Annotated in this window: 24 protein-coding genes and 2 pseudogenes; 11 read left to right on the forward strand and 15 right to left on the reverse strand. The window is 70.4% G+C overall.

Features of this window, described 5'->3' with window-relative positions; translation table 11 throughout:
- The first annotated feature begins 11 nt into the window (after positions 1 to 11).
- Entirely contained in the window at positions 12 to 329 is a 318-nt protein-coding gene (locus tag AC07DO_RS28680; protein WP_479063590.1) for a PLD nuclease N-terminal domain-containing protein, read from the forward strand.
- A 6-nt stretch (positions 330 to 335) separates the two neighbouring features.
- Positions 336 to 1226: pseudogene (locus tag AC07DO_RS28685) on the forward strand (LysR family transcriptional regulator); the annotation flags it as partial.
- On the opposite strand, the gene AC07DO_RS28690 reads toward AC07DO_RS28685, so the two are convergent.
- Entirely contained in the window at positions 1129 to 2094 is a 966-nt protein-coding gene (locus AC07DO_RS28690) for a DMT family transporter (protein WP_479063591.1), read from the reverse strand. The pseudogene AC07DO_RS28685 and the gene AC07DO_RS28690 overlap by 98 nt on opposite strands.
- A 122-nt stretch (positions 2095 to 2216) precedes the next feature.
- Between AC07DO_RS28690 and AC07DO_RS28695 the strand changes: the two genes are divergently transcribed.
- Positions 2217 to 3152 carry an isopenicillin N synthase family dioxygenase gene (locus tag AC07DO_RS28695; protein ID WP_479063592.1) on the forward strand — a complete coding sequence of 312 codons (936 nt, stop codon included), beginning with the start codon at positions 2217 to 2219 and terminating at the stop codon, positions 3150 to 3152.
- A gap of 11 nt (positions 3153 to 3163) precedes the next feature.
- Here AC07DO_RS28695 and AC07DO_RS28700 read toward each other — a convergent pair whose 3' ends face one another.
- The 9 genes from AC07DO_RS28700 to hemL all read right to left on the reverse strand — a co-directional run bounded on the left by AC07DO_RS28700 (position 3164) and on the right by hemL (position 12600).
- Positions 3164 to 4087: a CU044_5270 family protein gene (locus AC07DO_RS28700; protein WP_479063593.1), complete on the reverse strand. Its 924-nt coding sequence runs from the start codon at positions 4085 to 4087 to the stop codon at positions 3164 to 3166.
- The gene (locus AC07DO_RS28705) at positions 4084 to 4719 is read right to left on the reverse strand and encodes an RNA polymerase sigma factor (protein ID WP_479063594.1); all 636 of its coding nucleotides are present in this window, start codon (positions 4717 to 4719) and stop codon (positions 4084 to 4086) included. The genes AC07DO_RS28700 and AC07DO_RS28705 overlap by 4 nt, the downstream gene beginning before the upstream one ends.
- An 80-nt stretch (positions 4720 to 4799) precedes the next feature.
- Positions 4800 to 5897 (reverse strand): c-type cytochrome biogenesis protein CcsB, encoded by a 1098-nt coding sequence (gene ccsB / locus AC07DO_RS28710; RefSeq protein ID WP_479063595.1) that lies wholly within the window; start codon positions 5895 to 5897, stop codon positions 4800 to 4802.
- Positions 5894 to 7657, reverse strand: coding sequence for a cytochrome c biogenesis protein ResB (gene resB / locus AC07DO_RS28715; protein WP_479063596.1), 1764 nt, complete (start codon positions 7655 to 7657; stop codon positions 5894 to 5896). The genes ccsB and resB overlap by 4 nt, the downstream gene beginning before the upstream one ends.
- Before the next feature lie 2 nt (positions 7658 to 7659).
- Entirely contained in the window at positions 7660 to 8424 is a 765-nt protein-coding gene (locus AC07DO_RS28720; RefSeq protein WP_479063597.1) for a cytochrome c biogenesis CcdA family protein, read from the reverse strand.
- Positions 8424 to 9059, reverse strand: coding sequence for a TlpA family protein disulfide reductase (locus tag AC07DO_RS28725; protein WP_479063598.1), 636 nt, complete (start codon positions 9057 to 9059; stop codon positions 8424 to 8426). Before AC07DO_RS28725 ends, AC07DO_RS28720 begins: the two co-directional genes overlap by 1 nt.
- 89 nt (positions 9060 to 9148) lie before the next feature.
- On the reverse strand, positions 9149 to 10369 hold the full coding sequence (locus AC07DO_RS28730; protein WP_479063599.1) for a polysaccharide deacetylase family protein: 1221 nt from the start codon (positions 10367 to 10369) through the stop codon (positions 9149 to 9151).
- A 216-nt stretch (positions 10370 to 10585) separates the two neighbouring features.
- Positions 10586 to 11278, reverse strand: coding sequence for a histidine phosphatase family protein (locus AC07DO_RS28735; RefSeq protein WP_479063600.1), 693 nt, complete (start codon positions 11276 to 11278; stop codon positions 10586 to 10588).
- Positions 11275 to 12600: a glutamate-1-semialdehyde 2,1-aminomutase gene (gene hemL / locus AC07DO_RS28740; protein WP_479063601.1), complete on the reverse strand. Its 1326-nt coding sequence runs from the start codon at positions 12598 to 12600 to the stop codon at positions 11275 to 11277. Before hemL ends, AC07DO_RS28735 begins: the two co-directional genes overlap by 4 nt.
- Positions 12601 to 12764: 164 nt before the next feature.
- Here hemL and AC07DO_RS28745 point away from each other — a divergent pair, with 164 nt between their 5' ends.
- The gene (locus AC07DO_RS28745; RefSeq protein ID WP_479063602.1) at positions 12765 to 13379 is read left to right on the forward strand and encodes a hypothetical protein; all 615 of its coding nucleotides are present in this window, start codon (positions 12765 to 12767) and stop codon (positions 13377 to 13379) included.
- A gap of 27 nt (positions 13380 to 13406) precedes the next feature.
- Here AC07DO_RS28745 and AC07DO_RS28750 read toward each other — a convergent pair whose 3' ends face one another.
- The 3 genes from AC07DO_RS28750 to AC07DO_RS28760 all read right to left on the reverse strand — a co-directional run bounded on the left by AC07DO_RS28750 (position 13407) and on the right by AC07DO_RS28760 (position 15892).
- The gene (locus AC07DO_RS28750; protein WP_479063603.1) at positions 13407 to 14012 is read right to left on the reverse strand and encodes an FMN reductase; all 606 of its coding nucleotides are present in this window, start codon (positions 14010 to 14012) and stop codon (positions 13407 to 13409) included.
- The gene (locus tag AC07DO_RS28755) at positions 14009 to 15124 is read right to left on the reverse strand and encodes an LLM class flavin-dependent oxidoreductase (protein ID WP_479063604.1); all 1116 of its coding nucleotides are present in this window, start codon (positions 15122 to 15124) and stop codon (positions 14009 to 14011) included. Before AC07DO_RS28755 ends, AC07DO_RS28750 begins: the two co-directional genes overlap by 4 nt.
- Before the next feature lie 150 nt (positions 15125 to 15274).
- Positions 15275 to 15892: a TIGR03086 family metal-binding protein gene (locus tag AC07DO_RS28760; RefSeq protein WP_479063605.1), complete on the reverse strand. Its 618-nt coding sequence runs from the start codon at positions 15890 to 15892 to the stop codon at positions 15275 to 15277.
- 89 nt (positions 15893 to 15981) lie between these two features.
- Here AC07DO_RS28760 and AC07DO_RS28765 point away from each other — a divergent pair, with 89 nt between their 5' ends.
- The 3 genes and pseudogenes from AC07DO_RS28765 to AC07DO_RS28775 all read left to right on the forward strand — a co-directional run bounded on the left by AC07DO_RS28765 (position 15982) and on the right by AC07DO_RS28775 (position 18999).
- A complete protein-coding gene (locus tag AC07DO_RS28765; RefSeq protein WP_479063606.1) occupies positions 15982 to 16845 on the forward strand; it encodes a DUF6597 domain-containing transcriptional factor in 864 nt (287 codons plus the stop codon).
- A gap of 46 nt (positions 16846 to 16891) precedes the next feature.
- A pseudogene (locus tag AC07DO_RS28770) lies at positions 16892 to 17423 on the forward strand (GNAT family N-acetyltransferase).
- Between the two features lie 124 nt (positions 17424 to 17547).
- Entirely contained in the window at positions 17548 to 18999 is a 1452-nt protein-coding gene (locus AC07DO_RS28775) for an MFS transporter (RefSeq protein WP_479063607.1), read from the forward strand.
- Positions 19000 to 19053: 54 nt separating this feature from the next.
- Here the strand turns inward: AC07DO_RS28775 and AC07DO_RS28780 are convergent, their stop codons facing one another.
- Positions 19054 to 19542 carry a MarR family winged helix-turn-helix transcriptional regulator gene (locus tag AC07DO_RS28780; protein ID WP_479063608.1) on the reverse strand — a complete coding sequence of 163 codons (489 nt, stop codon included), beginning with the start codon at positions 19540 to 19542 and terminating at the stop codon, positions 19054 to 19056.
- 179 nt (positions 19543 to 19721) lie between these two features.
- On the opposite strand from AC07DO_RS28780, the gene AC07DO_RS28785 reads away from it, so the two are divergent.
- From AC07DO_RS28785 to AC07DO_RS28795, 3 genes are all read left to right on the forward strand, one after another.
- Positions 19722 to 20057: a YnfA family protein gene (locus AC07DO_RS28785; RefSeq protein ID WP_479063659.1), complete on the forward strand. Its 336-nt coding sequence runs from the start codon at positions 19722 to 19724 to the stop codon at positions 20055 to 20057.
- Positions 20058 to 20196: 139 nt separating this feature from the next.
- Positions 20197 to 20961: an SDR family NAD(P)-dependent oxidoreductase gene (locus AC07DO_RS28790; protein WP_479063609.1), complete on the forward strand. Its 765-nt coding sequence runs from the start codon at positions 20197 to 20199 to the stop codon at positions 20959 to 20961.
- Between the two features lie 2 nt (positions 20962 to 20963).
- Positions 20964 to 21173 carry a hypothetical protein gene (locus AC07DO_RS28795; protein ID WP_479063610.1) on the forward strand — a complete coding sequence of 70 codons (210 nt, stop codon included), beginning with the start codon at positions 20964 to 20966 and terminating at the stop codon, positions 21171 to 21173.
- A gap of 27 nt (positions 21174 to 21200) precedes the next feature.
- On the opposite strand, the gene AC07DO_RS28800 is transcribed toward AC07DO_RS28795, so the two are convergent.
- A complete protein-coding gene (locus AC07DO_RS28800; protein ID WP_479063611.1) occupies positions 21201 to 22394 on the reverse strand; it encodes an RtcB family protein in 1194 nt (397 codons plus the stop codon).
- 180 nt (positions 22395 to 22574) lie between these two features.
- Between AC07DO_RS28800 and AC07DO_RS28805 the strand changes: the two genes are divergently transcribed.
- The gene (locus tag AC07DO_RS28805; protein ID WP_479063612.1) at positions 22575 to 23516 is read left to right on the forward strand and encodes a DUF3558 domain-containing protein; all 942 of its coding nucleotides are present in this window, start codon (positions 22575 to 22577) and stop codon (positions 23514 to 23516) included.
- The last annotated feature ends 26 nt before the right edge of the window (positions 23517 to 23542 follow it).

Genomic DNA, 23542 nt, shown 5'->3' on the forward strand with positions numbered 1-23542 from the left:
ATCGCGCCACCATGCTCAGGTATCTGCCGTTCCTGCTGGTCCTGGCGGTGTGGATCTATGCCTTCATCGATGTCCTGAACACTCCGGAGAACGAGGTCAGGCATCTGCCCAAGGTGGTGTGGGTCATCATCGTGCTCCTCTTCGGAGAGGTGCTGCTCGGCCCGATCGCCTGGTTCGTCACCGGCAAGAAGCGGCACGCGCCCGGCAGCGCCACAGGCGGCAGGACCCGCTGGGTCGCGCCCGACGACAACCCGGATTTCCTGAAGTCCCTGAAGGAGAAGGAAGAGGATCCGGACGAGAACCGGCGCGACAAGGGCAACGAGGGCTGAGGGGCCGTGGAACTGCGGCTGCTCGTGACCTTCGAGAAGGTCGCCACCGTCCTCAGCTTCACCCGGGCCGCCACCGAGCTGAAGTACGCGCAGTCCAGCGTCACCAGCCAGATCCGCGCCCTGGAGACCTCGCTCGGCACGGAGCTCTTCGACCGGCTCGGCAGCCGGATCCGGCTCACCGAGGCGGGCGAGCGGCTGCTGCCCTACGCCCGGCAGATCATCGAGCTCTCCGACGAGGCGCGGGCCGCCGTCGTCGGCGCCGAGGAACCCTCGGGCACGATCGCGGTCGGCACGATGGAGTCGCTGACGTCCTACCGGCTGCCGCCGCTCCTCGAACTCTTCCACCACCGTTACCCGAAGGTGCGGCTCTCGCTGCGTCCCACGCTGGGCGACGAGACCCGGCAGGCGCTGCGGCAGGGGACGTACGACGTGGGTTTCCTGATGGAGCCCGGGACCGAGCACCAGGGCCTGGAGACCGAGGTCCTCGCGCGGGAGCCGCTCGTCCTGGTCTGCGCGCCCGCCCATCCCCTCGCGGCGCGCGGTGCGGACGCCCTCACCACGGGCGACCTGGCGTCGGCGCAGCTCGTCGGCACCGAGCCCGGCTGTCCGTACCGGGACCTCTTCGAGGGGGAACTGCGCGAACAGACCGGCACGCCACCCCCCTTCATGGAGTTCGGCACCATCGAGGCGACGAAGCAGGGGGTGGCGGGCGGTCTGGGTGTCGCGCTGCTGCCGGCCGTGACGGTGGCGCGGGAGCTCGCGGCCGGCACGCTCGTCCGTCTCGGCTGGGAGCCGCCGTTCACACTGTGGACGCAGCTCGCGTGGCGGTCGGGGAAGCGTCTCGCTCCGCAGGTGCGGCTGTTCGTGGAGCAGGCCGTGCGGCTCGTGCGGGAGCAGGGTTCCCCGTCCGGGCCAGCGTGACCTTGAGGCTCGCGGCGACGATCAGCGGGACGCCGAGTGCCTGGACGAGCCCGATGTGGTGGCCGTAGACCGCCCAGTCCGCGACCATCGCGACCGCCGGGTAGGTGAAGGCGAGCACGGCGATCTTGGCGGTGGGCAGCTTCGCGTACGCCGCGTACATCAGGACGTACATGAGGCCGGTGTGGATCACACCGAGCCCGGCGAGCCAGGCCCACCCCGCGCCGGTGCCGCTCATCGCGCCGAAGTCGGTGAAGGGCAGCAGCAGGGGGATGCCGATGACGACCTGGACCAGGGCGATCAGGTGCGGGCGGACGCCGGTGACGCGCTTGGTGACGAGGGTGGACAGGGCGTACAGGACGGCGGCGAGGAGCGCGAGGCCGATGCCCGCGAGCGAGCCGGCGTCCCCGGGCCGCACCCCCGAGACCAGGATGAGCCCCGCGAACGCGACGACCAGCCAGCCCAGTTGGGAGCGGGACAGGCGCTCGCGCAGGACGAGGGCGCTGAGCAGCACCAGGAAGAACGGCTGCGTGTGGTAGACGACGGTGGCCAGGGAGATCGAGGACGCCTCGTACGCCTTGAAGAGGAACACCCAGTTGAAGACGATGAACACCCCGCCGAGCGCGGCGAGGCCGAACTTCTTGAGGGTGAGTCCGTGGTCGCGGAAGTAGCCGCGGGCGAACGCGTACGCGCCGAGGGCGAGGGCGCCGAACAGGACGCGGAAGAAGACGACGTTGAAGGCGGAGGCGCCGGACTCGACGACGAAGATGCCGAGGGTGCCGGACAGCATCATGGCGGCGGTGAGCTGGGCCGTGCCCCTGCGCTCGGAAAGCTTGGCTGAGGTCATGTCCATGAAGCTACGAGCGGGCGTATGTGCTGGTCCACGCGTCAGTGGGGCGTCCTTCCGATGGCTCCATCGGCGCTGTCGATGAGGCCTGACCGGGGGCTCGGGTGGGCACGATGGGAGGCATGAGCAGCGCATCCCGCATTCCGACGGTCGACCTGCGTCCGTGGCTCTCCGGCGGCCCCGAGGCCCGCGCGCGGACGGCGCGGACCGTCGACGAGGCGCTGCGGAGCGCCGGTTTCCTGCTGGTGACCGGGCACGGTGTCGACTCGGACCTGCGCACCGCGATCAGGTCGTCGGCGCGCGGCTTCTTCCACCTGCCGGACGCGGCGAAGCGGCCGTACGCGGTGAAGGTCGGCGGACGCGGCTGGCTGGGCCCCGGCGCCGAGGCGAACAGCTACGCGGAGGGCACGGCCGCTCCCCCGGACCTCAAGGAGTCCCTGTCCTTCGCCGCCGACGAGCCGACGGGTGACGCGGTGGTCGACGCGGAGTGGTTCGCGGCGAACACGTGGCCGGAGGAGACGCCGGAGCTGCGGGCCCTGGTGACCACGTATCTGCGGGAGATGCGGTCGCTCTCGGACCGCCTCCTCGAACTCCTCGGCGCGGCGCTCGGCGAGAGCGAGGACTTCTTCACCCGCCACACCGGGCACCCCACGTGGGGTTTCAACATCAACTGGTATCCGGGCCGCGAGACCGTGGGCGAGCCGGAGCCGGGCCAGTTCCGCATCGGCCCGCACACGGACTTCGGCACGGTCACGGTCCTCGACCGGCAGGCCGGGCGGGGCGGCCTGCAGGTCTTCACGGACGACGACGGCTGGCAGGACGCGCCGTTCGACCCGGAGGCGTTCACGGTCAACATCGGTGACCTGATGGCGCGTTGGACCGGCGACCGGTGGCGGTCGGGCCGCCACCGCGTCCTGCCCCCGCCGGCCGACCTGCCCGCCGAGGAGCTGATGTCGCTCGTCTACTTCTACGAGTGCGACCCGGGCACGGACGTACGGGGCGTCGACTCGCACGGGTATCTACGGGCCCAACTGGACGCGATCACCGTGGAGCCGTAGCCGCCGCCTCCTCACGGGCGCCGTCCCGCCCTGTCGACGACCACGCGCTCCAGGACGGCGCTGTGACCCGTCACCGTGCCCTTCTTGAAACCCGTCGGCAGGTCCTCGACCGCCACCTGCCGCTGTCCCAGGAACTGCTTGGTCTTCTTGTCGAAGATCAGCTCCTGCCGCTCGCCGTCGTTCTCGCGGGCGATGGCCACACCGTGCCGCCCCGCCGCGTCCACCGCGTCCTCGCGCACCTCGACGCCGGGGATCTTCGACGCGGCGAGGTAGAGCGCGGCGGCCTGCTTCGGCGGCATCAGGCCGCCGCAGAGGTCGCCGACCTGGACGAACGCGTTCTGGTCCGCGCTCTCGCCGCCCGACGCCACCCGGTAGAGCCAGTCCCGCATGTTGACCGGATCGGTCGGCAGCTTCTCCAGGCTGCGGTAGTGGGCGTCGCCCTCCGTCAGGGGCAGGTCCGGCGGCATGCGCTCGTGGTCGAAGTGGTCGACGCGGTCGTTGACGATCTCCGTGTGCCTGCCGTCCACCGAGGCCCAGTACTCGCGCACGTGCAGCGGCTGGATGCGGGCCGTCTCGTCGCTGCCCGTCTCCATGTACCTCTCTTTGGTCCTGACGTAGACGAACTGGTCGTCGCGCAGGCCCTTCGGCGCGGGCTGCGCCTTCGCCGCCGCCGCGATCTGTTCCAGCATCCGCACCGTCTCCTTCGACGGCGGGCCCGCCTGTGCCGCCCGGTCGCCGAAGGGCGAGGCGACCAGGACGCCCGCCGCGACCGTCGCGGCGAGCGCTCCCGCGAGGAGCGCGGGGCGGCACCAGATCGTGGAGTTCTTCTTCGGCGCGGCCGCCGCGGCCTCGCTCTGCCGGATCTCGGTCAACAGGTGCTCCTTGAGCAGGTGATGACGGCCTGGTGGAAGGTCGCGCTCGGGAAGCTCGTTCATCGGTTTCCCTCCTTGATGGGCCTGACCGCGGTGGTGCGGTCACCTCTTACCTGTCCGCGTCTCTTGGGGGGTTCCACGGCTTTTGCGAGTTTGGCGCGGGCCCGGGAGAGCCGGGAGCGCACCGTGCCGACGGGGATGCCGAGCGCGGCCGCCGCCGAGACGTAGTCGAGCCCCGACCAGACGCAGAGCGCGAGCACCTCGCGCTCTGCGCGGCGCAGTTCCGCCAGTGCCGTGCGGACGAGGGAGAGCTGTTCCTCGTCGTCGACGCGCCCGGCGAGTTCGTCGGCGAAGTCGGCGACGACCTCGTCGCGCGGCAGCCGTGCGACGGCGGCGGCATGCCTGCGCGCGGCTCTGCGCGTATTGCGGGTGACGTTCGTGGCGACGCCGAGCAGCCAGGGCCGCAGCGGCCCGCCGTCGGCGTCGATCCGGCCGCGCAGCCGCCACGCGTCGAGGAAGGTCAGGGACACGATGTCCTCGGCCGATGCCCAGTCGCCCGTCAGCCGGTAGGCGTGGTTGTACACGGAGCGCGCGTACGCGTCGAAGAGCTCGCCGAAGGCGTCGGCGTCCCCGTTCCTGATGCGGACGCGCAGCGCTCTGTGACGTGCCTGTAGTTCCCCCTGGTTCGTCTCCACGCCTCCTACCTGTCCGTACGCGAGAAGCCGGTTCCCGTGACCTGGGTCACGGGAACCGGCTTCGGCCGGGTGCGAGTCGCTCAGACTCCGGCGTACGAGTGCTTGCCGGTGACGAAGATGTTCACGCCGTAGTAGTTGAACAGCCAGCAGCCGAAGGCGATCAGGGCCAGGTAGGCGGCCTTGCGGCCCTTCCAGCCCGCCGTGGCGCGGGCGTGCAGGTAGCCGGCGTAGGCGACCCACGTGATGAAGGACCAGACCTCCTTGGGGTCCCAGCCCCAGTAGCGGCCCCACGCGTCGCCGGCCCAGATCGCGCCCGCGATGATCGTGAACGTCCACAGCGGGAAGATCGCGGCGTTCAGGCGGTACGAGAACTTGTCGAGCGAGGCCGCCGAGGGGAGCCGCTCCAGGACGGAGGTGGCGAACTTGCCGGGCTGCCCGCCGGTCGCCAGCTTCGTCTCGTAGCTGTCGCGGAAGAGGTAGAGCAGGGTGCCGACGCCGCCGACGTAGAAGACGGCGCCGCAGAAGATCGCGGTGGAGACGTGGATCCACAGCCAGTACGAGTGCAGCGCGGGCACCAGCTGGTCGCTGTTGGTGTACAGGACGGTGACGGCCAGACCGAGGTCGAGCAGGACCGTCGTGACCAGCGGGAGGCCGAGCCAGGCGATGTTCTTCTTCAGCGCGAGCAGCACCAGGTACACGGCGACGGCCACGGTGGAGAAGGTGATGCTGAACTCGTACATGTTGCCCCACGGCGCGCGCTGCACCGACAGGGCGCGGGTGAGCACGCCGCCGAACTCGAGCAGGAACGCGAGGACCGTGAGGGAGACGGCGATGCGGCCGTAGAGGTCGCCCTTCTCGTCGCCCGCGGAGGCGCCGGGCCCGTCCGGCACGTCACGGGTGCCGGCCACGGACCGGGTGACGACCTTGGGGCGCTCCAGGGTGGCGGTGCCGCCCTTGGCCCGGGTGGTGACGGCGGGCGCGGCCGCGGCGGCCGTCTCCTTGCCCGGCGTGAGTGCCGCCGCGGTGCGGGCGACCTTGCTGCGGCTGCCGAAGAGCCACTCCGCCATGTGCGCGAAGAACGCCAGGAGGTAGACGGCCATCGCGGAGTAGATCAGCACGTTGCTGATGTGCGCGAGGTTCTCGTTGGGCTCGGCGGCCAGGGTGGTGGCGAGGTTCACTTCTCAGACCCTTCGGCAGGTACGACATCGGGGTCGGTTTCGGCGCCGGAGCCGGGGGTGGCTTCCGCGTCCTGGTCCTGTTCGGGCGCGGTCGGCGCCTGATCGTGCAGTTGGGCGGCGAGCTGGGAGAGCTCCTCGGGGACCTTCGCGGACTCGCTGCGGCCGAGGCCCGCCATCTCGACGACGGTGACGCCGTCGGCGCCCTTGACGGCCCGCACCCAGACGCGGCGGCGCTGGATGAACAGGGAGCCCGCGAGACCCGCGACGGCGGCGATGGCGCCGCCCAGCGCCCACCCGGTGCCGGGCTGCTGCGAGATCTGGAAGGTCGCCCACTCCTTGAGGTCCTTCTCGAAGGTGATGGACCCCGCGCCGTCGGGGAGCTTCATGGTCTCGCCGGGGCGCAGCCGCTGCTTGAGCAGCTCGCCCTTGGCGTCCTTGAACTTCGTCATCTTGCGGGTGTCCAGCTGGTACACGTTCTGCGGGACACCGGCGTTCACGCCGAGGCTGCCGTGGTACGCGGACAGGGCGAGGACCGGGTAGTTCGCGGCGGGGAACTGCGAGAACATCTGGCCCTTGCCGACGCCCGCGAAGGTCGGCACGAAGAAGGCGTTGAAGCCGAGCTGGTCGGACTTGCCGTTCTTGTCGCGGTAGCCGTCCATGACCTTGATGGCGCCGGTCGCGGTGCCGTTCTGGTCGATGGGCAGCACCGGCACGGACGCCTGGTAGACGACCTTGCCCTTGCCGTCGCGGACGGTGACGGAGGGGGCGAAGCCGTGGCCGATCAGGTAGACCTTGGAGCCGTCGACCTCCAGCGGCTTGTTGACCTCGATGGACTTCTTCTTCTCGGGGCCGTCGACGCCTTCGCTGTAGGTGACGTCCGCGCGGTAGGTGCGGGCCGTGCCGCGGTTGGGGCCCGACTCCTCGTACGTCCCGACGAAATTGTCGAGCTTGAAGCTGAAGGGCTCCAGGTCGTCGGTGTCGTAGAGGCTGCCGGACTTGAAGTCGTCGTACTGGCTGAGGGTGTTGGCGAAGCCGTCGCCCTCCATGACCAGCTTGCCGCCCTCGGACTTGAAGAGCTGTCCCGCGGCGAACGCGATGAGCATCACGATCAGCGCGATGTGGAAGAGCAGGTTGCCTGCCTCGCGCAGGTAGCCCTTCTCGGCGGCGACGGAGCTGTCGGCGCCGGAGCCCGCGGTGTGGGCGCGGAAGCGGCGCTGCTTGAGCATGGCGAGCGCGGTCTCGTGCACCTGCTCGGGCTCGGCGTCGGTGCGCCACGTCGTGTAGGCGGGCAGCCGGGTCAGCTTCTTGGGGGCGCCCGGCGGGCGGCCGCGGAGCTGGCCGACGAACTGCCAGGTGCGGGGCACGATGCAGCCGATGAGGGAGACGAAAAGCAGGATGTAGATCGCGGAGAACCACACCGAGCTGTAGACGTCGAAGAGCTGCAGCTTGTCGTAGAGCGGGCCGAGCGTGGTGTGCCGGTCCATGAAGTCCTGGACCTTGAGCTCGTCGACGTTGTTCTGCGGGATCAGGGAGCCCGGGATCGCGCCGAGGGAGAGCAGCAGGAGCAGGATCAGCGCGACGCGCATCGAGGTGAGCTGCCGCCAGAACCAGCGGATCCAGCCGAGGACACCGAGGCGCGGCAGGTTGGGAGCGTCGTCCCGGTCCCGCGGCGCGGTCGACAGACTGGCGCCCGCGGCTTCGTAGTCGTTCCGCTCCTCGGTGGTCCCGGTCGCGCTGTCAGGAGCTTGGGTCTTGCTCATGTTCAGATCCCCACCGAGTAGCTGCTGGTCCAGACCTGCATGTCCTGCACGATGCTGTCCCACACACCGGTGACGAGGAGGAGGCCGGTCGCGATCATCATGATGCCGCCGATGCGCATCACCCAGACGTAGTGCCGCTTCACCCAGCCGAACGCGCCGAGCGTCTTGCGGAAGGCGACGGCCGCGAGGATGAACGGGATGCCGAGCCCCAGAGAGTACGCGACACCGAGGACGGCGCCGCGCTGCGGGTTGGCGCCGTCGGCGGAGAGGGCGATGACGGAGGCGAGCGTCGGGCCGATGCAGGGCGTCCAGCCGACGGCGAAGAGGGCGCCCACGACCGGCGCGCCGGCCAGGCCCACGGCGGGCCGCTTGTGGAAGCGGAACTCGCGCTGGGTGAGCCACGGCATGAGCCCCATGAAGAAGAGGCCGAGCACGATCATCACCACGCCGAGCGTGGTGTTGATCGTGCTCTGGTGCTCCTTGAGCGTGCGCCCGATGGCGCCGAAGAAGACGGTGGCGGAGACGAAGACGACGGTGAAGCCGGCGACGAACAGTCCGGCGCCCGCGGCCATCCGGCCGCGCTTCGCCTCGCCGAGGTCCTGGCCGCTGACCCCGGTGACGTACGAGAGGTAGCCGGGGACGAGCGGCAGGACGCAGGGTGAGAAGAAGGAGACGAGCCCGCCGAGCAGGGCGACCGGGATCGCGAGGAGCAGCGCCCCGCTCATCACGGTCTGGTTCGGTCCGGTGAGGGCCGCGAGCGTCGACATCACTTCTCCGCGAGCACGGGGTCGATCATCTTCCGCAGCTTCTCTTCGTTCAGCGGCTGCTGCGAGCGGGCCGCGATCTTCCCGTCCCGGTCGACGACGAGCGTGGAGGGGATGAAGTTCGGGTTGAGCGAGCCCTTGGGGAAGCGCAGCATCAGCTTCCCGCTCGGGTCGTGCAGGCTCGGGTAGGGAACCTTGTGTTCCTTCTCGAACTGGATCGCTGGGCCCCGCTCGGGGTCACGTGTGTTGATCCCGACGAACTGGACGCCCTTGTCCTTCGTCTCCGCAGCGACCTTCACGAAGTTCGGCGCCTCGGCCCGGCACGGCGCGCACCAGGATCCCCAGACGTTGATGACGACGACCTTGCCCTTGTAGTCCTCGGCGATGTTGAGCTTCTTGCCGTCGAGGGTCTCGCCGTCGAGCGACGGGTTCGCCTTGCGGTCCGCCTTCTTGACCGTGGCGATGCCGTCGGACCCGGCGACGAAGTTGGTGTTGCCGGAACCCCCCGACGTGCCGCCGGAGCCGCAGGCGGACAGTGTCAGCGCGGCGACGACGGCACCTGCGGCGAGCAGGGCGGCGCGGCTGCGACGGTGATTGCTGCTATCGATGCGGTGTGGGGCGCGGCAGGCGACACTCATGTGAAAAGTTTCGCATGTCCATTTCGTGGATCTTCCGCACCCCCTCCACCGAACGAAGTCCCCTCTTCAGAGCGGACCGGGGGCCCGTCTCAGAGGCTCTTCCAGCCCCCGGCGGGCTGCTGGCCGACCTCGAGGCCCTGGAGCTTGGCGAGGATCTTCGGGTCCTGCACGTCGAGCCAGTCGACGAACTGGCGGAACGAGACGAGGCGCACGTCCTTCTTGCCCGCGATGTGCTTCAGGGCCTCCTCCACGGCATCCATGTAGATGCCGCCGTTCCACTCCTCGAAGTGGTTGCCGATGAAGAACGGCGCGCGGTTGGACTCGTAGGCCCGCTTGAAGCCGGCTATGTACGCCTCCGTGGCCTGCTTGCGCCAGCCCGGGTAGTTGTACGAGGGAGCCTTCGTGGAGTTCTTCGACTGGTTGGCGAGGATGTTGTAGTCCATCGACAGGACCTCGAAGGAGTGCCCAGGGAAGGGCACGGCCTGCAGCGGCAGGTCCCAGATGCCCATCTTCTTCTGGGGCCAGCGCTGGCGGCCGCCGGGCGAGGACGCGTCGTAGCGCCAGCCGAGCTTCTTCGCCGTCGGCAGCAGGTTGTCCTGGCCGAGGAGACACGGGGTGCGGCCGCCGACGAGTTCCTTGTCGTAGTCGAAGGGCAGCGAAGGCAGGTCGGTCCAGCCCGTGTTCGTACGCCACTTCTTCACGAAGGACTTCGCCTGGTCGATCTCGTCCTGCCACTGTGCGGGCGTCCAGTTGGCGACCGAACCCGTGCCCGCGCAGAAGTGCCCGTTGAAGTGCGTGCCGATTTCGTGGCCGTCGAGCCATGCCTCACGAACGTACTTCAGGGTGTCCTTGATGTGACCGTCGCTGAGATATCCGATGTCGGAAGCGCCGACCCCGTTGTTCGGCGGACGGTACATCCGCTTCTTCGATTCCGGGAGCAGATAAAGCCCGGAGAGGAAGAACGTCATGTGCGCGTCGTGCTCCTTGGCGAGCTTCAAAAAGCGCGGGAACAGACCGTTCCCCACTTCGCCCGCACCGTCCCAGGAGAAGATCACGAACTGCGGCGGCGTCTCGCCCGGCTCCAGCGGAACGGGCTTGCCCGGCTGGTGGGGCTGGGTGCCGGTGTACGAGGTCGAGCCGTCACCGATCGGCTTGGCCGGCTGCTTGCTCGCGCCGCCCTGCTCGTCCCCGGCCTTTCCCGCGGGCCCCGACGAATCGCCGTCGCCCCCGGAGCCGCATGCCGCGAGCCCGAAAGCGGCGGCCGCACCGGCTCCGAGTCCGAGCATTCCCCTGCGGCTGATGTCGCGCATTCCATCCCCAATCGTCGCGCCCTTGGGTCCGGCCCTGCTCTATCTGCCATGCAAGACGGACGACCAGTTAGAGGGCGCGACGATCACCGGGGTTCCGGTAAGTCGCAGTTATTTATGTTGTTTTACCGGAAGGGGACATACAGTCGCTGCGCGATTACGCGACGTCGATAATCAGGGATGCCCGAAAGGGAAAAGCGGATGCCCTCAAGGGTGCCCTCAGGCGCCGAATGCCTTGCCCTTGCCCTTCACCGGCTTGGCACCGGCGAGGAGATGCGCGGGCACCAGATCCCTGGCGGGCTCCGTGTATCCCACCGAGACGATCCGGTCGCCGCGGTAGGTGAACGTCGTCAGCGACGCGAGCGTGCACTGCCGCTTGCGCGGGTCGTGCCAGAGGCGTCGCTTCTCCACGAAGCTGCGCACGATCCAGATCGGCAGCTGGTGGCTGACGCACACCGCCTCGTGCCCGCGGGCCGCGTCCTTCGCCGCGTCCAGGGCGCCCATCATCCGTACGACCTGCTCGATGTACGGCTCGCCCCAGGAGGGCTTGAAGGGATTGACGAGGTGCTTCCAGTTGTCGGGGTTCTTCAGCGCGCCGTCCCCGACGCCGAAGGTCTTGCCCTCGAAGACGTTGCCCGCCTCGATGAGCCGCGCGTCCGTGGCGAGGTCCAGGCCGTGCGCCTTGGCGATCGGCGTGGCCGTCTCCTGGGCACGGTCCAGCGGCGAGGCCACGACGTGCGTGACATCGCGCTGGGAGAGGTGCTCGGCGACCCGGTCCGCCATCTGGCGGCCCAGCTCGGAGAGGTGGTAGTCGGGCAGCCGCCCGTACAGGATCCCGTCCGGGTTGTGCACCTCGCCGTGGCGCATCACGTGGACGACGGTCAGCTCGTCGCCCGCCGGGGTGCCGGTCATGCGGAGACCTCCGTGGCTTCCGCGGCCGCACGCGCGGCACCCGGCAGGGCGGCGGCGATCCGCTCGATCGCCCGCTCGTCGTGGGCGGTGGACACGAACCAGGACTCGAAGGCCGACGGCGGCAGGTAGACGCCCTGCGACAGCATCGAGTGGAAGAACGCGGTGAAGCGGAAGGACTCCTGCGCCTTCGCGCCCTCGTAGTCACGCACCTCGCGGTCGGTGAAGAAGACGGAGAACATGTTCGACGCGTTCTGCACCCGGTGGGCGACGCCCTCCTTGCTCAGCGCCTCCGTCACGAGCGAGCGGAGCTCCGCGGAGACCGCGTCCACCTTGGCGTACGCCGCGTCGTCCAGGAGCCGCAGCTGCGCGAGGCCCGCGGCCGTCGCGACCGGGTTACCGGACAGCGTGCCCGCCTGGTAGACGGGGCCCGCGGGGGCGAGGTGCGCCATGACGTCCGCGCGGCCGCCGAAGGCCGCGGCGGGGAAGCCGCCGCCCATGACCTTGCCGAAGGTCATCAGGTCGGGCGTCACGCCGTCCACACCGAACCAGCCGGCCTTCGACGTACGGAAGCCGGTCATCACCTCGTCCGAGATGTACAGCGCGCCGTTCTTGGCGCAGGCGGCCTTCAGGCCCTCGTTGAAGCCCGGGCGCGGCGGCACCACGCCCATGTTGCCCGGCGACGCCTCGGTGATCACGCAGGCGATCTCACCGGGGTACTTGTGGAAGGCCTCGTGCACGGCCTCGATGTCGTTGTACGGGACGACGATGGTGTCGCCCGCCTGGGCGCCGGTGACACCCGGGGTGTCCGGCAGGCCGAACGTCGCCACGCCCGAACCCGCCGAGGCGAGCAGCGCGTCGACGTGCCCGTGGTAGCACCCCGCGAACTTGATCACCTTGGCGCGGCCGGTGAAACCGCGCGCCAGACGGATGGCGGACATGGTCGCCTCGGTGCCGCTGGAGACGAGCCGCACCTGCTCGACGGGCTCGATGCGGGCCACGATCTCCTCGGCGAGCGCGACCTCGCCCTCACCGGGCGTGCCGAAGGAGGTGCCGCGCGCGACGGCCTCCTGCACGGCGGCGGTCACCTCGGGGTGGCTGTGCCCGAGGATCATCGGACCCCACGAGCACACGAGGTCGACGTACTCACGGCCGTCGGCGTCTGTCAGGTACGGACCGGCACCGGACACCATGAAACGGGGCGTACCACCCACAGCGCGGAACGCGCGCACGGGAGAGTTCACACCGCCGGGCGTCACGGCCGCCGCACGGTCGAAGAGAGTCTGCGAAACTGGGGCGCTATACGGGAAGCTCACACGAGCCATGGTGTCAGAGGGCGCGGACATCCTGCGGACAGGTGTTTCACTCCACGTTTTAGCGGGTGAACGTGGGGGAGGTCACTGACACGATGATCGGGTTGCGTGGCGGGGGCCGCGAGGCCTAGAAAAGACAGGGCCGTGCCGCCCTGGCAAAGCAGTCGGGTGGAGATATGCATCGCGGTGGCGGACTGGGCGAGGGGACCGACGGCCTGGGCCCCCGGCGTGCCCGGCGGGGCAAGCACCGACGCGAAGCGGAAGCGGAACCGGCGCCCGACCAGGCGCCGCGAGGCGGCTCCGACGGTTTCGGTGAGTCCCGGCGGGACCGGGTGAGCAGCAGGAGTGGCGGGGTGGGGGTGACGTACAAGTACTTCGGCGCCCCGGACGGCGCGACCGCCGCCCGCGTGCCGATCTCGATGCGGCCCGAGGAGCTCGGCGGTGACGAGCTCGGCATGGGCGGCATGTTCACGAAGATCAAGCCGGAGACGATGGCCGCGATGGTCCTGACCGGCATCGAGGGCATACCCCTGCACAAGGTCCCCCCGCTCGAACTGGTCGTCCTCCACCCCGACTACGCCGTGGTGAAGCTCCCCATGACCGTCGTCGACCCGCTGCGCGGCATCGGCGAGGAGTCGGTGGGCGCCGCGGCGTTCATATGGTCCACGGTCCCGGACCGCGGCGGCCCGCGCGACGCCTTCAACGTGTACCAACTCCTGCACGAATGGCAGGATTTCAGCCACCGCCTGCACGACGCGGGCCACCAGGCGTACTGCCTGGTGTGGCCCTGACGGTTCCGCCCCGGGAGGCGGCTTCGGCTACCGCGGTCGCAGGGCGGCCAGTTGCTGCTCGAACGGGACGACGACCGGTGTGTCGGCGGTCCTTTCGGCGGCCCCGTCCCCGGACCCCGGCCTCATGAGCCGCGCGAGCTCCGCGCCCGCCCGGTCGAGACGCTCCGCGAGCCCTTCGGCGCCCCAGTCCTCGGACGCCGCGTAGACCCCGGTGGGCACGACGACGGCCCGCAGATACGCGAAGAGGGGCCGCAGCGCGTGGTCCAAGACCAGGGAGTGCCGCGCCGTGCCGCCCGTCGCCGCGACGAGGACCGGCGTCCCCGCCAGCGCGTCCTTGTCGAACCCGCTGACCGCGTCGAAGAAGGACTTGAACAGGCCGCTGTACGACGCGGAGAAGACGGGCGTGACGGCGATCAGGCCGTCGGCGCCGCGCACCGCGCCGACCGCGGCGTCCAGGGCGGGGCCGGGGAACCCGGTGGTGAGGCTCTGCGCGATCTCGACGGCGAGGTCGCGCAGTTCGACCACTTCGACACGCACGTCGGCATGCTGTCCGACGGCCGCGGCGAGCCGGTCGGCGAGCAGGCGGGTGGACGAGGGCACGCTCAGCCCTGCGGACACGACGACGAGCTTCATGCGGTGACCTCTTCCTGGGCGGTCTGCTGGGCGGTGGTCTGCTGGGCCGCGGCGGTCCGGGACGCGTGCGTGGGCGCGTCCGGGACGCCGGCCGGGCGGTTCTTCGCGAACTCCTCGCGCAGCACGGGGACGACCTCCTCGCCGAGGATGTCGAGCTGCTCCAGGACGGTCTTCAGCGGCAGCCCGGCGTGGTCCATCAGGAACAGCTGCCGCTGGTAGTCGCCCACGGTGTCGCGGAAGGACAGGGTCCGCTCGATGACCTGCTGCGGCGAGCCCACGGTGAGCGGGGTCTGCGCGGCGAACTCCTCCAGCGAGGGCCCGTGGCCGTAGACGGGCGCGTTGTCGAAGTAGGGGCGGAACTCGCGCACCGCGTCCTGGGAGTTCTTGCGCATGAACACCTGGCCGCCGAGCCCGACGATCGCCTGCTCGGGCGTGCCGTGCCCGTAGTGCGCGTACCGCGACCGGTACAGCTCGACCATCTTCGCGGTGTGTTCGGCGGGCCAGAAGATGTTGTTGTGGAAGAAGCCGTCTCCGTAGTACGCGGCCTGCTCGGCGATCTCCGGGGACCTGATCGAGCCGTGCCAGACGAAGGGCGCGACGCCGTCGAGCGGCCGGGGCGTCGAGGTGAAGGACTGGAGCGGCGTACGGAACTTGCCCTCCCAGGTGATGACTTCCTCGTCCCAGAGGCGGCGCAGGAGGGCGTAGTTCTCGACGGCGAGGTTGATGCCCTGGCGGATGTCCTTGCCGAACCACGGGTAGACCGGGCCGGTGTTGCCGCGGCCCATCATCAGGTCGACGCGGCCGTCCGCGAGGTGCTGGAGCATCGCGAAGTCCTCGGCGATCTTCACCGGGTCGTTGGTGGTGATGAGCGTGGTCGAGGTGGAGAGGACGAGGCGCTCGGTGCGGGCAGCGATGTAGCCGAGCATCGTGGTCGGGGACGACGGCACGAAGGGCGGGTTGTGGTGCTCGCCGGTCGCGAAGACGTCGAGGCCGACCTCCTCGGCCTTGAGCGCGATGGCGACCATGGCCTTGATCCGCTCGGCCTCGGACGGCGTGCGGCCGTTGGTCGGGTCGGTGGTCACGTCGCCGACGCTGAAGATCCCGAACTGCATGGCTGGCTCACTCTCCGCGGGTCCGCGTGTTTGTTCCGCGCATTCGTTCCGCGCGTTTGTTGACGGTTCAACTATACCCACGGAACGAGAGTGCGGCCCGGGCTATTCCCCCGCATGGGCGGAGCCCCGGTACGGCCGCGCCTACCGCGCCTACCGCGCCGTCCAGTACGGATCGCGCCCCGTCGACGCCAGCAGCCGCTCGAAGGCCGAGGCGCGGGCCTCGTCCACCGGGACGGCCTCTCCGAAGACACCCATCTTCCGGGCCATGGGGGCCATGGCCTCGACGGCGGAGGTGAGCCGCGCCACGACGGGATCCCCTTCCTCCCGGTCCCCCTGCGGGTACTCCTGCCCGGTGGCCCGTGCCAGGTCCCAGGCGTGCACGGTCAGATCGAGCAGCGCCATGCAGCCGACGGTCTCGGCGGGCATGTCCATCGCGCCGGTGGTGCCCTCGTCGGCGCCGGGCTCACCCCAGGCGGCGACCAGCCCGTCCGCCTCCTCCAGGAGGCGGTCCCGCCAGTCGGCACCATGCTCCGCCACGTAGTCCGGCGTCTCGGAGAAGTCCGAGTCGCGCTTGGCCGCCAGCTCCTGGAACTGGACGATCACATGGAAGACGTGATTGACCAGCGCGCGCACGTCGTAGTCGGCGCACGGGGTGGGCGCGCCGAGACGGCCGTCGGGCAGGGCGCGCACGACGGGGGCGGCGCGCTCGACGGCCAGCGCGAGCAGCTCACTGAGCCTGGGGGCGGAGGAAGTGCGTGAAGTGTCCATGGGACGACGGTACGAACGAGGGACGGCCCCCGGCTTGAAGAAACGCGACACTCCGGGCGGACGGGCTCCGCGGGCCCTACCATCCCTCCATGCCAGACGCGCCCGCAGTCGGCGACGGCCCCCGCCGCGACACCCGGGGCATCGTGGACGCGTCCGGACTGCTCTCCAGGGTGCGTTTCCGCCGCCACTCCCCCGCCGAGGCGCTCCGCCCCTACCTGGAGCACTACTGGCTGATCGACTGGGACCTGCCCGAGCCCTACGCCACGCACGTGGTCCCGCACCCGTCGGTGAACGTCGTCTTCCAGCGGTACGCAGCCGACGCACCCGACGCCCTCGACGCCCCCGAGGGCCCCTTCGGCGAGGTCGCCGGCGTCGGGCTCGGCCTGTTCAGCAGGAAGCTGGAGGGGCGCGGGCGGGTGCGCGGGGTGCAGTTCCGCCCCGGCGCCTTCCGCCCGTTCGCACCCGACCGCCCGCTGTCGGACCTGACGGGACACCAGCTCCCCCTGGACGAGGTGTTCCCGCACACCCCCGAGGAGGCCGCGGCCGCCGCGGCAGCCGTCCTCTCCCCCGACGACGAGCACGCGCGCGTGGCGGCACTCGACGCCTTCCTGCTGGACCTCGCCCCCGCGCGGGACCCGCAGGCAGAGCTCGCGGCAGGCCTCGTCGACCGCATCCGCGGCGACCGCTCGATCCGCCGCGTGGACGCGTTCGCGCGCGCGGAGGGCATGTCGGTGCGGGCGCTGCAGCGGCTCTTCTCCGCGTACGTGGGAGTGGGGCCGAAGTGGATCATCCTGCGGTACCGCATCCACGAGGCCCTGGAGCGGGCCGAGTCGGAGCGGGACGTGGACTGGGCGGACCTGGCGGCCACGCTCGGGTACGCCGACCAGGCCCACCTCGTACGGGACTTCACGGCGACGGTGGGCGTGCCGCCGACGGCGTACGGGCCGCGCTGAGGGCCGGGGACGGGCAGTTGTCAGACCCTCCGCCTACCGTAAGGACATGGAGCGATCACCAGCACATGAACTGCGGCTGGACCCCTGGTCCGACGACGACGGCCTCACACTGCTCCACGGGCTCAACACCCCGGAGATGACCGCGCACTTGGGCGGCCCCGAGACGGACGAGAAGGTGGCGGACCGCCACCGCCGCTACCTGGCGCTCGACGGCGAGGGCCAAGCGCACGGCAAGGGCCAGATGTTCCGCATCACCCTGGACGGACGCACCGCGGGCTCGATCGGGTACTGGGAGACGACCTGGCAGGGCGAACAGGTCTGGGAGACCGGCTGGGGCGTCCTGCCCGAGTTCCAGGGCAGGGGCGTCGCGGCGGACGCGGCGCGGCTCGTGATCGAGGAGGGCGAGGGCGGCGGGCCGCCACGCCCACCTGCACGCCTTCCCCGCGACGGACCACGGCGCGTCGAACGCGGTGTGCCGCAAGGCGGGCTTCACGCTGCGGGGTGAGTCGACGGTCGAGTACCCGAAGGGGAACTGGCACGCGTGCAACGACTGGCACGTCGCGCTGACCGAAAGCTGACCGGCCCGCCCCCCCGTCCCGGGAGGGCACCCCACATCGCCTTGACAGCCCCCGGACCCTTCCCGCACATTTATCTGCGTTACACAATCTCTGCGTTACGCAGCTATACTGATCGAAGGGCCCCGTGTTCACCACCACCGAGACCAGCACCGGGACCGACGCCCCCCAGCCGTCGCCCCGCCCGCCGGACACCCCCGCCGGAAAACGATGGGCCATCCTCGCCGTCGTCCTCGCCGCCGACGTCCTCGACCTCGTCGACGCCACCATCACCAACATCGCCGCCCCCGCCATCACCCACGACCTCGGCGGCGGCCCCGCCCTGATCCAGTGGCTCGGCGCCTCCTACGCGCTGGCCCTCGGCGTCCTGCTCGTCGTCGGCGGCCGCCTCGGCGACAGGTACGGGCGCCGCCGCCTCTTCCTCACCGGCCTCACCGGCTTCACGCTCGCCTCCCTCGCCTGCGGCCTCGCCCCCACCCCAGGAACCCTCGTCGCCGCCCGCCTCGTCCAGGGCGCGTTCGGCGCCCTCGTCATCCCGCAGGGCTTCGGCATCCTCGGCGCCACCTGGCCGCGCGAGCACATCGGCAAGGCCTACAGCCTGTTCGGCCCCGTCATGGGACTGTCCGCCGTCGGCGGGCCCGTACTCGCCGGGTTCCTCATCGACGCCGACCTCGGCGGCCTCGGCTGGCGCCCCATGTTCCTGATCAACCTCGTACTCGGCGGCGCGGCCCTCCTCGCCGCCGTACGCCTCCTCCCCAAGGACAGCGGCACCCCAGCCACCTCCATCGACGGCCTCGGCTCCGCGCTCCTCGGCGCCACCATGCTCGGCCTGCTCTCCGGCCTCATCGAGGGCTCCACCAACGGCTGGACCGCCGCCCCCGCCCTCCTCATCGCGGCCGGCCTCGCGGCCTTCGCCCTGTTCTGCCGTCGCCAGACCACCGCCCAGAACCCCTTGATCCAGCCCTCGCTGCTGCGCAACCGCGGCTTCACGTCGGGCCTGGTGCTCGGGGTCGTCTTCTTCGCGGCAGTCTCAGGCCTGCTCTACGTCATCTCCCTCTTCCTGCAGCAGGGCCTCGGCCGCTCACCCTCCGAGGCCGCGCTCGGCCTGGTCCCGCTCTCCGCCGGCATCGTCATCGCGTCGATCGCCTGCTACGGCCTCATCGGCAGGTTCGGCCGCACCCTCGTCCTCGCGGGCCTGCTCACCACGCTCACCGGCACGGGCTGGCTCCTCGCCCTGACCGCCGTGACCGGCACGGACACCGGGACATGGGCCCTCGTCCCACCCCTGCTCGTCATCGGCATCGGCATGGGTACGTGCTTCGGCACCGTCTACGACGTCACCATCGGCGACATAGCCCAGGAGGAGGCGGGCAGCGCGAGCGGTTCACTGAGCGCGGTCCAGCAGCTCTCCAACGCCATCGGCGCGGCCGCGGTCACCACGGTGTTCTTCAAGACCGCGCACGACGGCACGGGCCACGCCATGACGGTCAGCCTCACGGTGGTCGCGGGCCTCCTGCTGCTCGCCTGCCCCCTCGCACGACTGCTGCCGCGCAAGGCACAGGAGGCCGGGCACCACTGAGCGGCACCACTGAGGCCAGCCACCCCGCTCGCCCGCCCCAATCGGCTACCCGGGTCAGGCGTCCAGCTCCCCGCCCCGGATCCGCTCCACCTGCGCGCCGCTGAACTCCACAGTGCGCCGCATATGGCCGATGAGCACGGCGAGTTCATCGTCGTCGAGCCCCTCGAAAAGCTCGAACCAGCCGCCGCTGAGCTTCCCCCACATGCGCCCGAACTCGCCGATCTTCTCCGGCACCGTCGCGACGAGCACCCGCCGACGGTCGGCGGTATCCCGCTCCCGTACGACATAGCCCGCCCTCTCCAGCCGGTCGACGAGCCGCGTGGCCGACCCCGTCGTCAGACCGGTCAGTTCCGCGACGCGCCCCGTCGTGACCGGGCCGCCCTCCAGGCCGAGCAGATTCAGGCACTGCACGTCGGTGGGGTGCAGCCCGAGATGATCGGCGACGGCCTGGTTGAAGAGGGCGTACGAGGCCATGTAGCGCCGTGACTCGGCGGCCAGCTCACTCATCAGCAGCCCGCGCCGCCCCTGCTCACCCTCTGCCATGCCGGAACGCTCCTCAGGAGGCCGCTAGCCCATACTCCGATACCTGCGTCGAGCAGCAATCGTACGACGCACACCTGCACGCCGGACGGACCCACCCGGCGCGCAGGTCACGTCCGCAAAGCCACACCAAGCCCACGCCGGGCCCAGTCGGCACCCACGCCCATGCCACCCTGATGACCATGCTCATCGCCCGCTCCGCCGCACTCTTCGTCCTCGCCGCGCTCTTCGAGATCGGCGGGGCCTGGCTCGTCTGGCAGGGCGTACGGGAGCACAAGGGCTGGGCGTGGATCGGCGCGGGCGTGATCGCGCTCGGCATCTACGGTTTCGTGGCCACGCTCCAGCCCGACGCCGAGTTCGGCCGCATCCTCGCCGCGTACGGCGGGATCTTCGTCGCGGGCTCGATCGTCTGGGGCGCGGTCGCGGACGGCTACCGGCCCGACCGGTGGGACGTCGCCGGGGCGCTGATCTGCCTCGCCGGCATGGCCGTGATCATGTACGCGCCGCGAGGCCGCTGAACGGCTGCGCGCCACAGAGCCGCCGCTGAACGGCCACGCGCCGCGAGGCCGCCGAACGGCCCGCATATCCTGACCGAAGGCCCCACCCACGGACCTCAGAACCGTCTTTCCTGCCCGTCTGCCTGCCCGAGGAGCGCCCATGACCGCCGCCGCCACCCGCATCGCGATCGTCACCGGCGCGAGCAGCGGTATCGGCGCCGCCACCGCCCGCGGCCTCGCCGCCGCGGGCTACCGCGTCGTCCTCACCGCGCGCCGCAAGGACCGCATCGAGGCGCTCGCCGCCGAACTCACCGACGCCGGGCACGACGCGGTCGCGTACGCGCTCGACGTCACCGACCGCGCGGCCGTGGACGAGTTCGCCACCGCGTTCCGCAAGATCGCGGTCCTCGTGAACAACGCGGGCGGCGCGCTGGGCGCGGACCCCGTGGCGAGCAGCGACCCGGCGGACTGGCGCCAGATGTACGAGACGAACGTGATCGGCACGCTCAACGTGACGCAGGCCCTCCTCCCCGCCCTCACCGCGAGCGGCGACGGCACGGTGGTCGTCCTCTCGTCGACAGCCGGGCACGGCACGTACGAGGGAGGCGGCGGCTACGTGGCCGCGAAGCACGCCGAGCACGTACTCGCCGAGACCCTCCGCCTGGAGATTGTCGGCACGCCGGTCCGCGTCATCGAGGTCGCCCCCGGCATGGTCAAGACGGACGAGTTCGCCCTGACCCGCTTCGGCGGCGACGCCGACAAGGCCGCGAAGGTCTACGCGGGTGTCGCCGAGCCGCTCACCGCGGACGACGTGGCGGACACGATCACGTGGGCGGTCACGCGGCCCCCGCACGTCAACATCGACCTCCTGGTGGTCCGCCCCCGCGCCCAGGCCTCCAACAGCAAGGTCCACAGGGAGTCCTGACCATGCGCCTCCCCGGCGACGACCCCGGCCACCCCGCCTTCTCCGCGGACTCCGCCGACCCCCTGGAACGCCTCACCCACGAACACGAGTCCCGAACCCTCGCCGAGGAGGCGAAGAACGAACGCCTGGTGTGGTGGTACCTGGCGTACTTCCTCTTCGGCATCCACATCGTCGCGTTCATCATGATCTACGCGGTCACCCACGCGAAGTGACGGACGGAGGGCCCGGCGCGCAGGCCCTCAGCCCTTCACGCAGACGACCTGCTTCAGCTTCGCCACGACCTGGACGAGATCCCGCTGCTGGTCGATGACCTGCTCGATCGGCTTGTACGCGCCGGGGATCTCGTCCACGACGCCCGAGTCCTTGCGGCACTCGACGCCCCGCGTCTGCTCCTCCAGGTCCTTCGTCGAGAAGCGGCGCTTGGCCGCGCCCCGGCTCATCCGGCGGCCCGCACCGTGCGAGGCCGAGTTGAAGGACGCCTCGTTGCCGAGACCCTTCACGATGTACGAGCCGGTACCCATGGAGCCCGGGATGATGCCGTAGTCCCCACTGCCGGCACGGATCGCGCCCTTCCGGGTGACCAGCAGGTCCATTCCGTCGTAGCGCTCCTCGCTGACGTAGTTGTGGTGGCAGGAGATCTCCGGCTCGAACGTCGGCCTGGCCTTCTTGAACTCCTTGCGGACCACGTCCTTGAAGAGCGCCATCATGATCGCGCGGTTCTTCTTCGCGTACTCCTGGGCCCAGAACAGGTCGGTCCGGTACGCCGCCATCTGCGGGGTGTCCGCGATGAAGACCGCGAGGTCCCGATCGACCAGGCCCTGGTTGTGCGTGAGCCCCTGAGCCACTCCGATGTGGTGGTCGGCCAGCTCCTTGCCGATGTTGCGGGAGCCGGAGTGCAGCATCAGCCAGACCGAACCTGACTCATCAAGACAGAATTCGATGAAGTGGTTGCCCTGGCCGAGCGTTCCCATCTGCTTAGAGGCACGTTCATGACGAAATTTGACCGTTTCGGCGATCCCGTCGAACCGCCCCCAGAAGTCGTCCCACCCAGCCGTGGCCATCCCATGGAAGCGCCCCGGCCCGACGGGGTCGTCGTGCATGCCCCGCCCCACCGGAATCGCCTGCTCGATCTTCGACCGCAGGCGGGAGAGGTCACCCGGAAGATCGTTCGCGGTCAGTGACGTCCTGACCGCCGACATGCCGCAGCCGATGTCGACGCCGACCGCCGCCGGGCAGACCGCGCCGCGCATGGCGATCACCGAGCCGACCGTCGCGCCCTTGCCGTAGTGGACGTCCGGCATGACGGCCAGGCCCTTGATCCACGGCAGCGTCGCCACGTTCTGGAGCTGGCGCATCGCCGAGTCCTCGACCGTGGCCGGATCCGTCCACATCCGTATCGGGACCTTCGCCCCGGGAACCTCTACATACGACATATCGTCCTCATTCCCCCGAAAACAACTACAAGCCTAGAAGCGCAAATACCGGCGCCAAGGTCAACGAAAGGGGTGACGGACCGGCGTCCACGGCAGCGCGTGCGATACACATTGTGTCCACCGGCCGCCCACCAGCGGCAACCCATTAACCAGGCAGAGCCAGGCGAGAGGAGCCATACGGTGCAGCTGAGGGCCAAGGCCTGTGTACCGGGCGTCGCCGCGCTCCTCGCGGTCGTGCTGACCGGCTGCAGCGGCGGGTCCGGCCTCGGTGACGAGAGCGACGACTCCAAGCCGGGCGGCAGCGGCAGTTCGAACGCCCCGGCGCAGCCCGGCAAGTACCGCACCCTCCCGGAGCCCTGCGGCGAGGTCGGCGAGGACACCCTCGACGCGATGCTGCCCGGCATCCCGGAGATGGAGGACCCCGAGCAGCGCGAGAAGGCGTACGAGGGCACTCCCACGGTGACGTACGACACGGACCGCCGCGTGGGCTGCAACTGGAAGATCGAGTCGACCGGCGCCTCCCACCACCTGCTCATCGACTTCGAGCGCGTCGTGTCGTACGACGGCTCGGTCAGCGACGACGCCCGCGCCGCGGAGGTCTACGCGACGAAGCTGCGCGAGGCGGGCCTCACCCGCCCGTCCGACGCGCCCACGGAGAGCACGGAGGGGACGGAGGGCAGCGGGAGCGCGAGTCTGGACGAGGGCGGCAAGGGTAAGGAAGGGAAGGGCGGGGACAAGGCGCAGGGCGGGAAGAAGGCCCGTGCCGGCGACGAGAAGAGCAGCCGCAAGGGCAGCCGTGAGGGCAGTCCTGAAGGTGCGCAGGACTCCGGCGCCGCTCTGGACGGCACCGCCGCCTCCGAGCCCGTGACCCCGCCCCCCGGCCTGGAACCCCGCACCCTCGCCGACCTCGGCGACGAGGCGTTCCTCGACGACGCCCTCACCACCGCCACCTCCGCCTCCCGTCACCGCACCGTGACTGTGGTGTTCCGCACGTCGAACGTCATCGTGACCATCGAGTACGACGAGCAGCCCGGCCGTCGCACGGACGTCCCCGACAGCAGGGAAATGCAGGACAAAGCGCAGGATCTGGCGGACACCCTGGCCGGCGAGTTCAACGAGTAGCGGGTGACGGGAGCGGGTACGGGCGG

It is taken from the genome of Streptomyces sp. NPDC045678, from assembly GCF_056432085.1.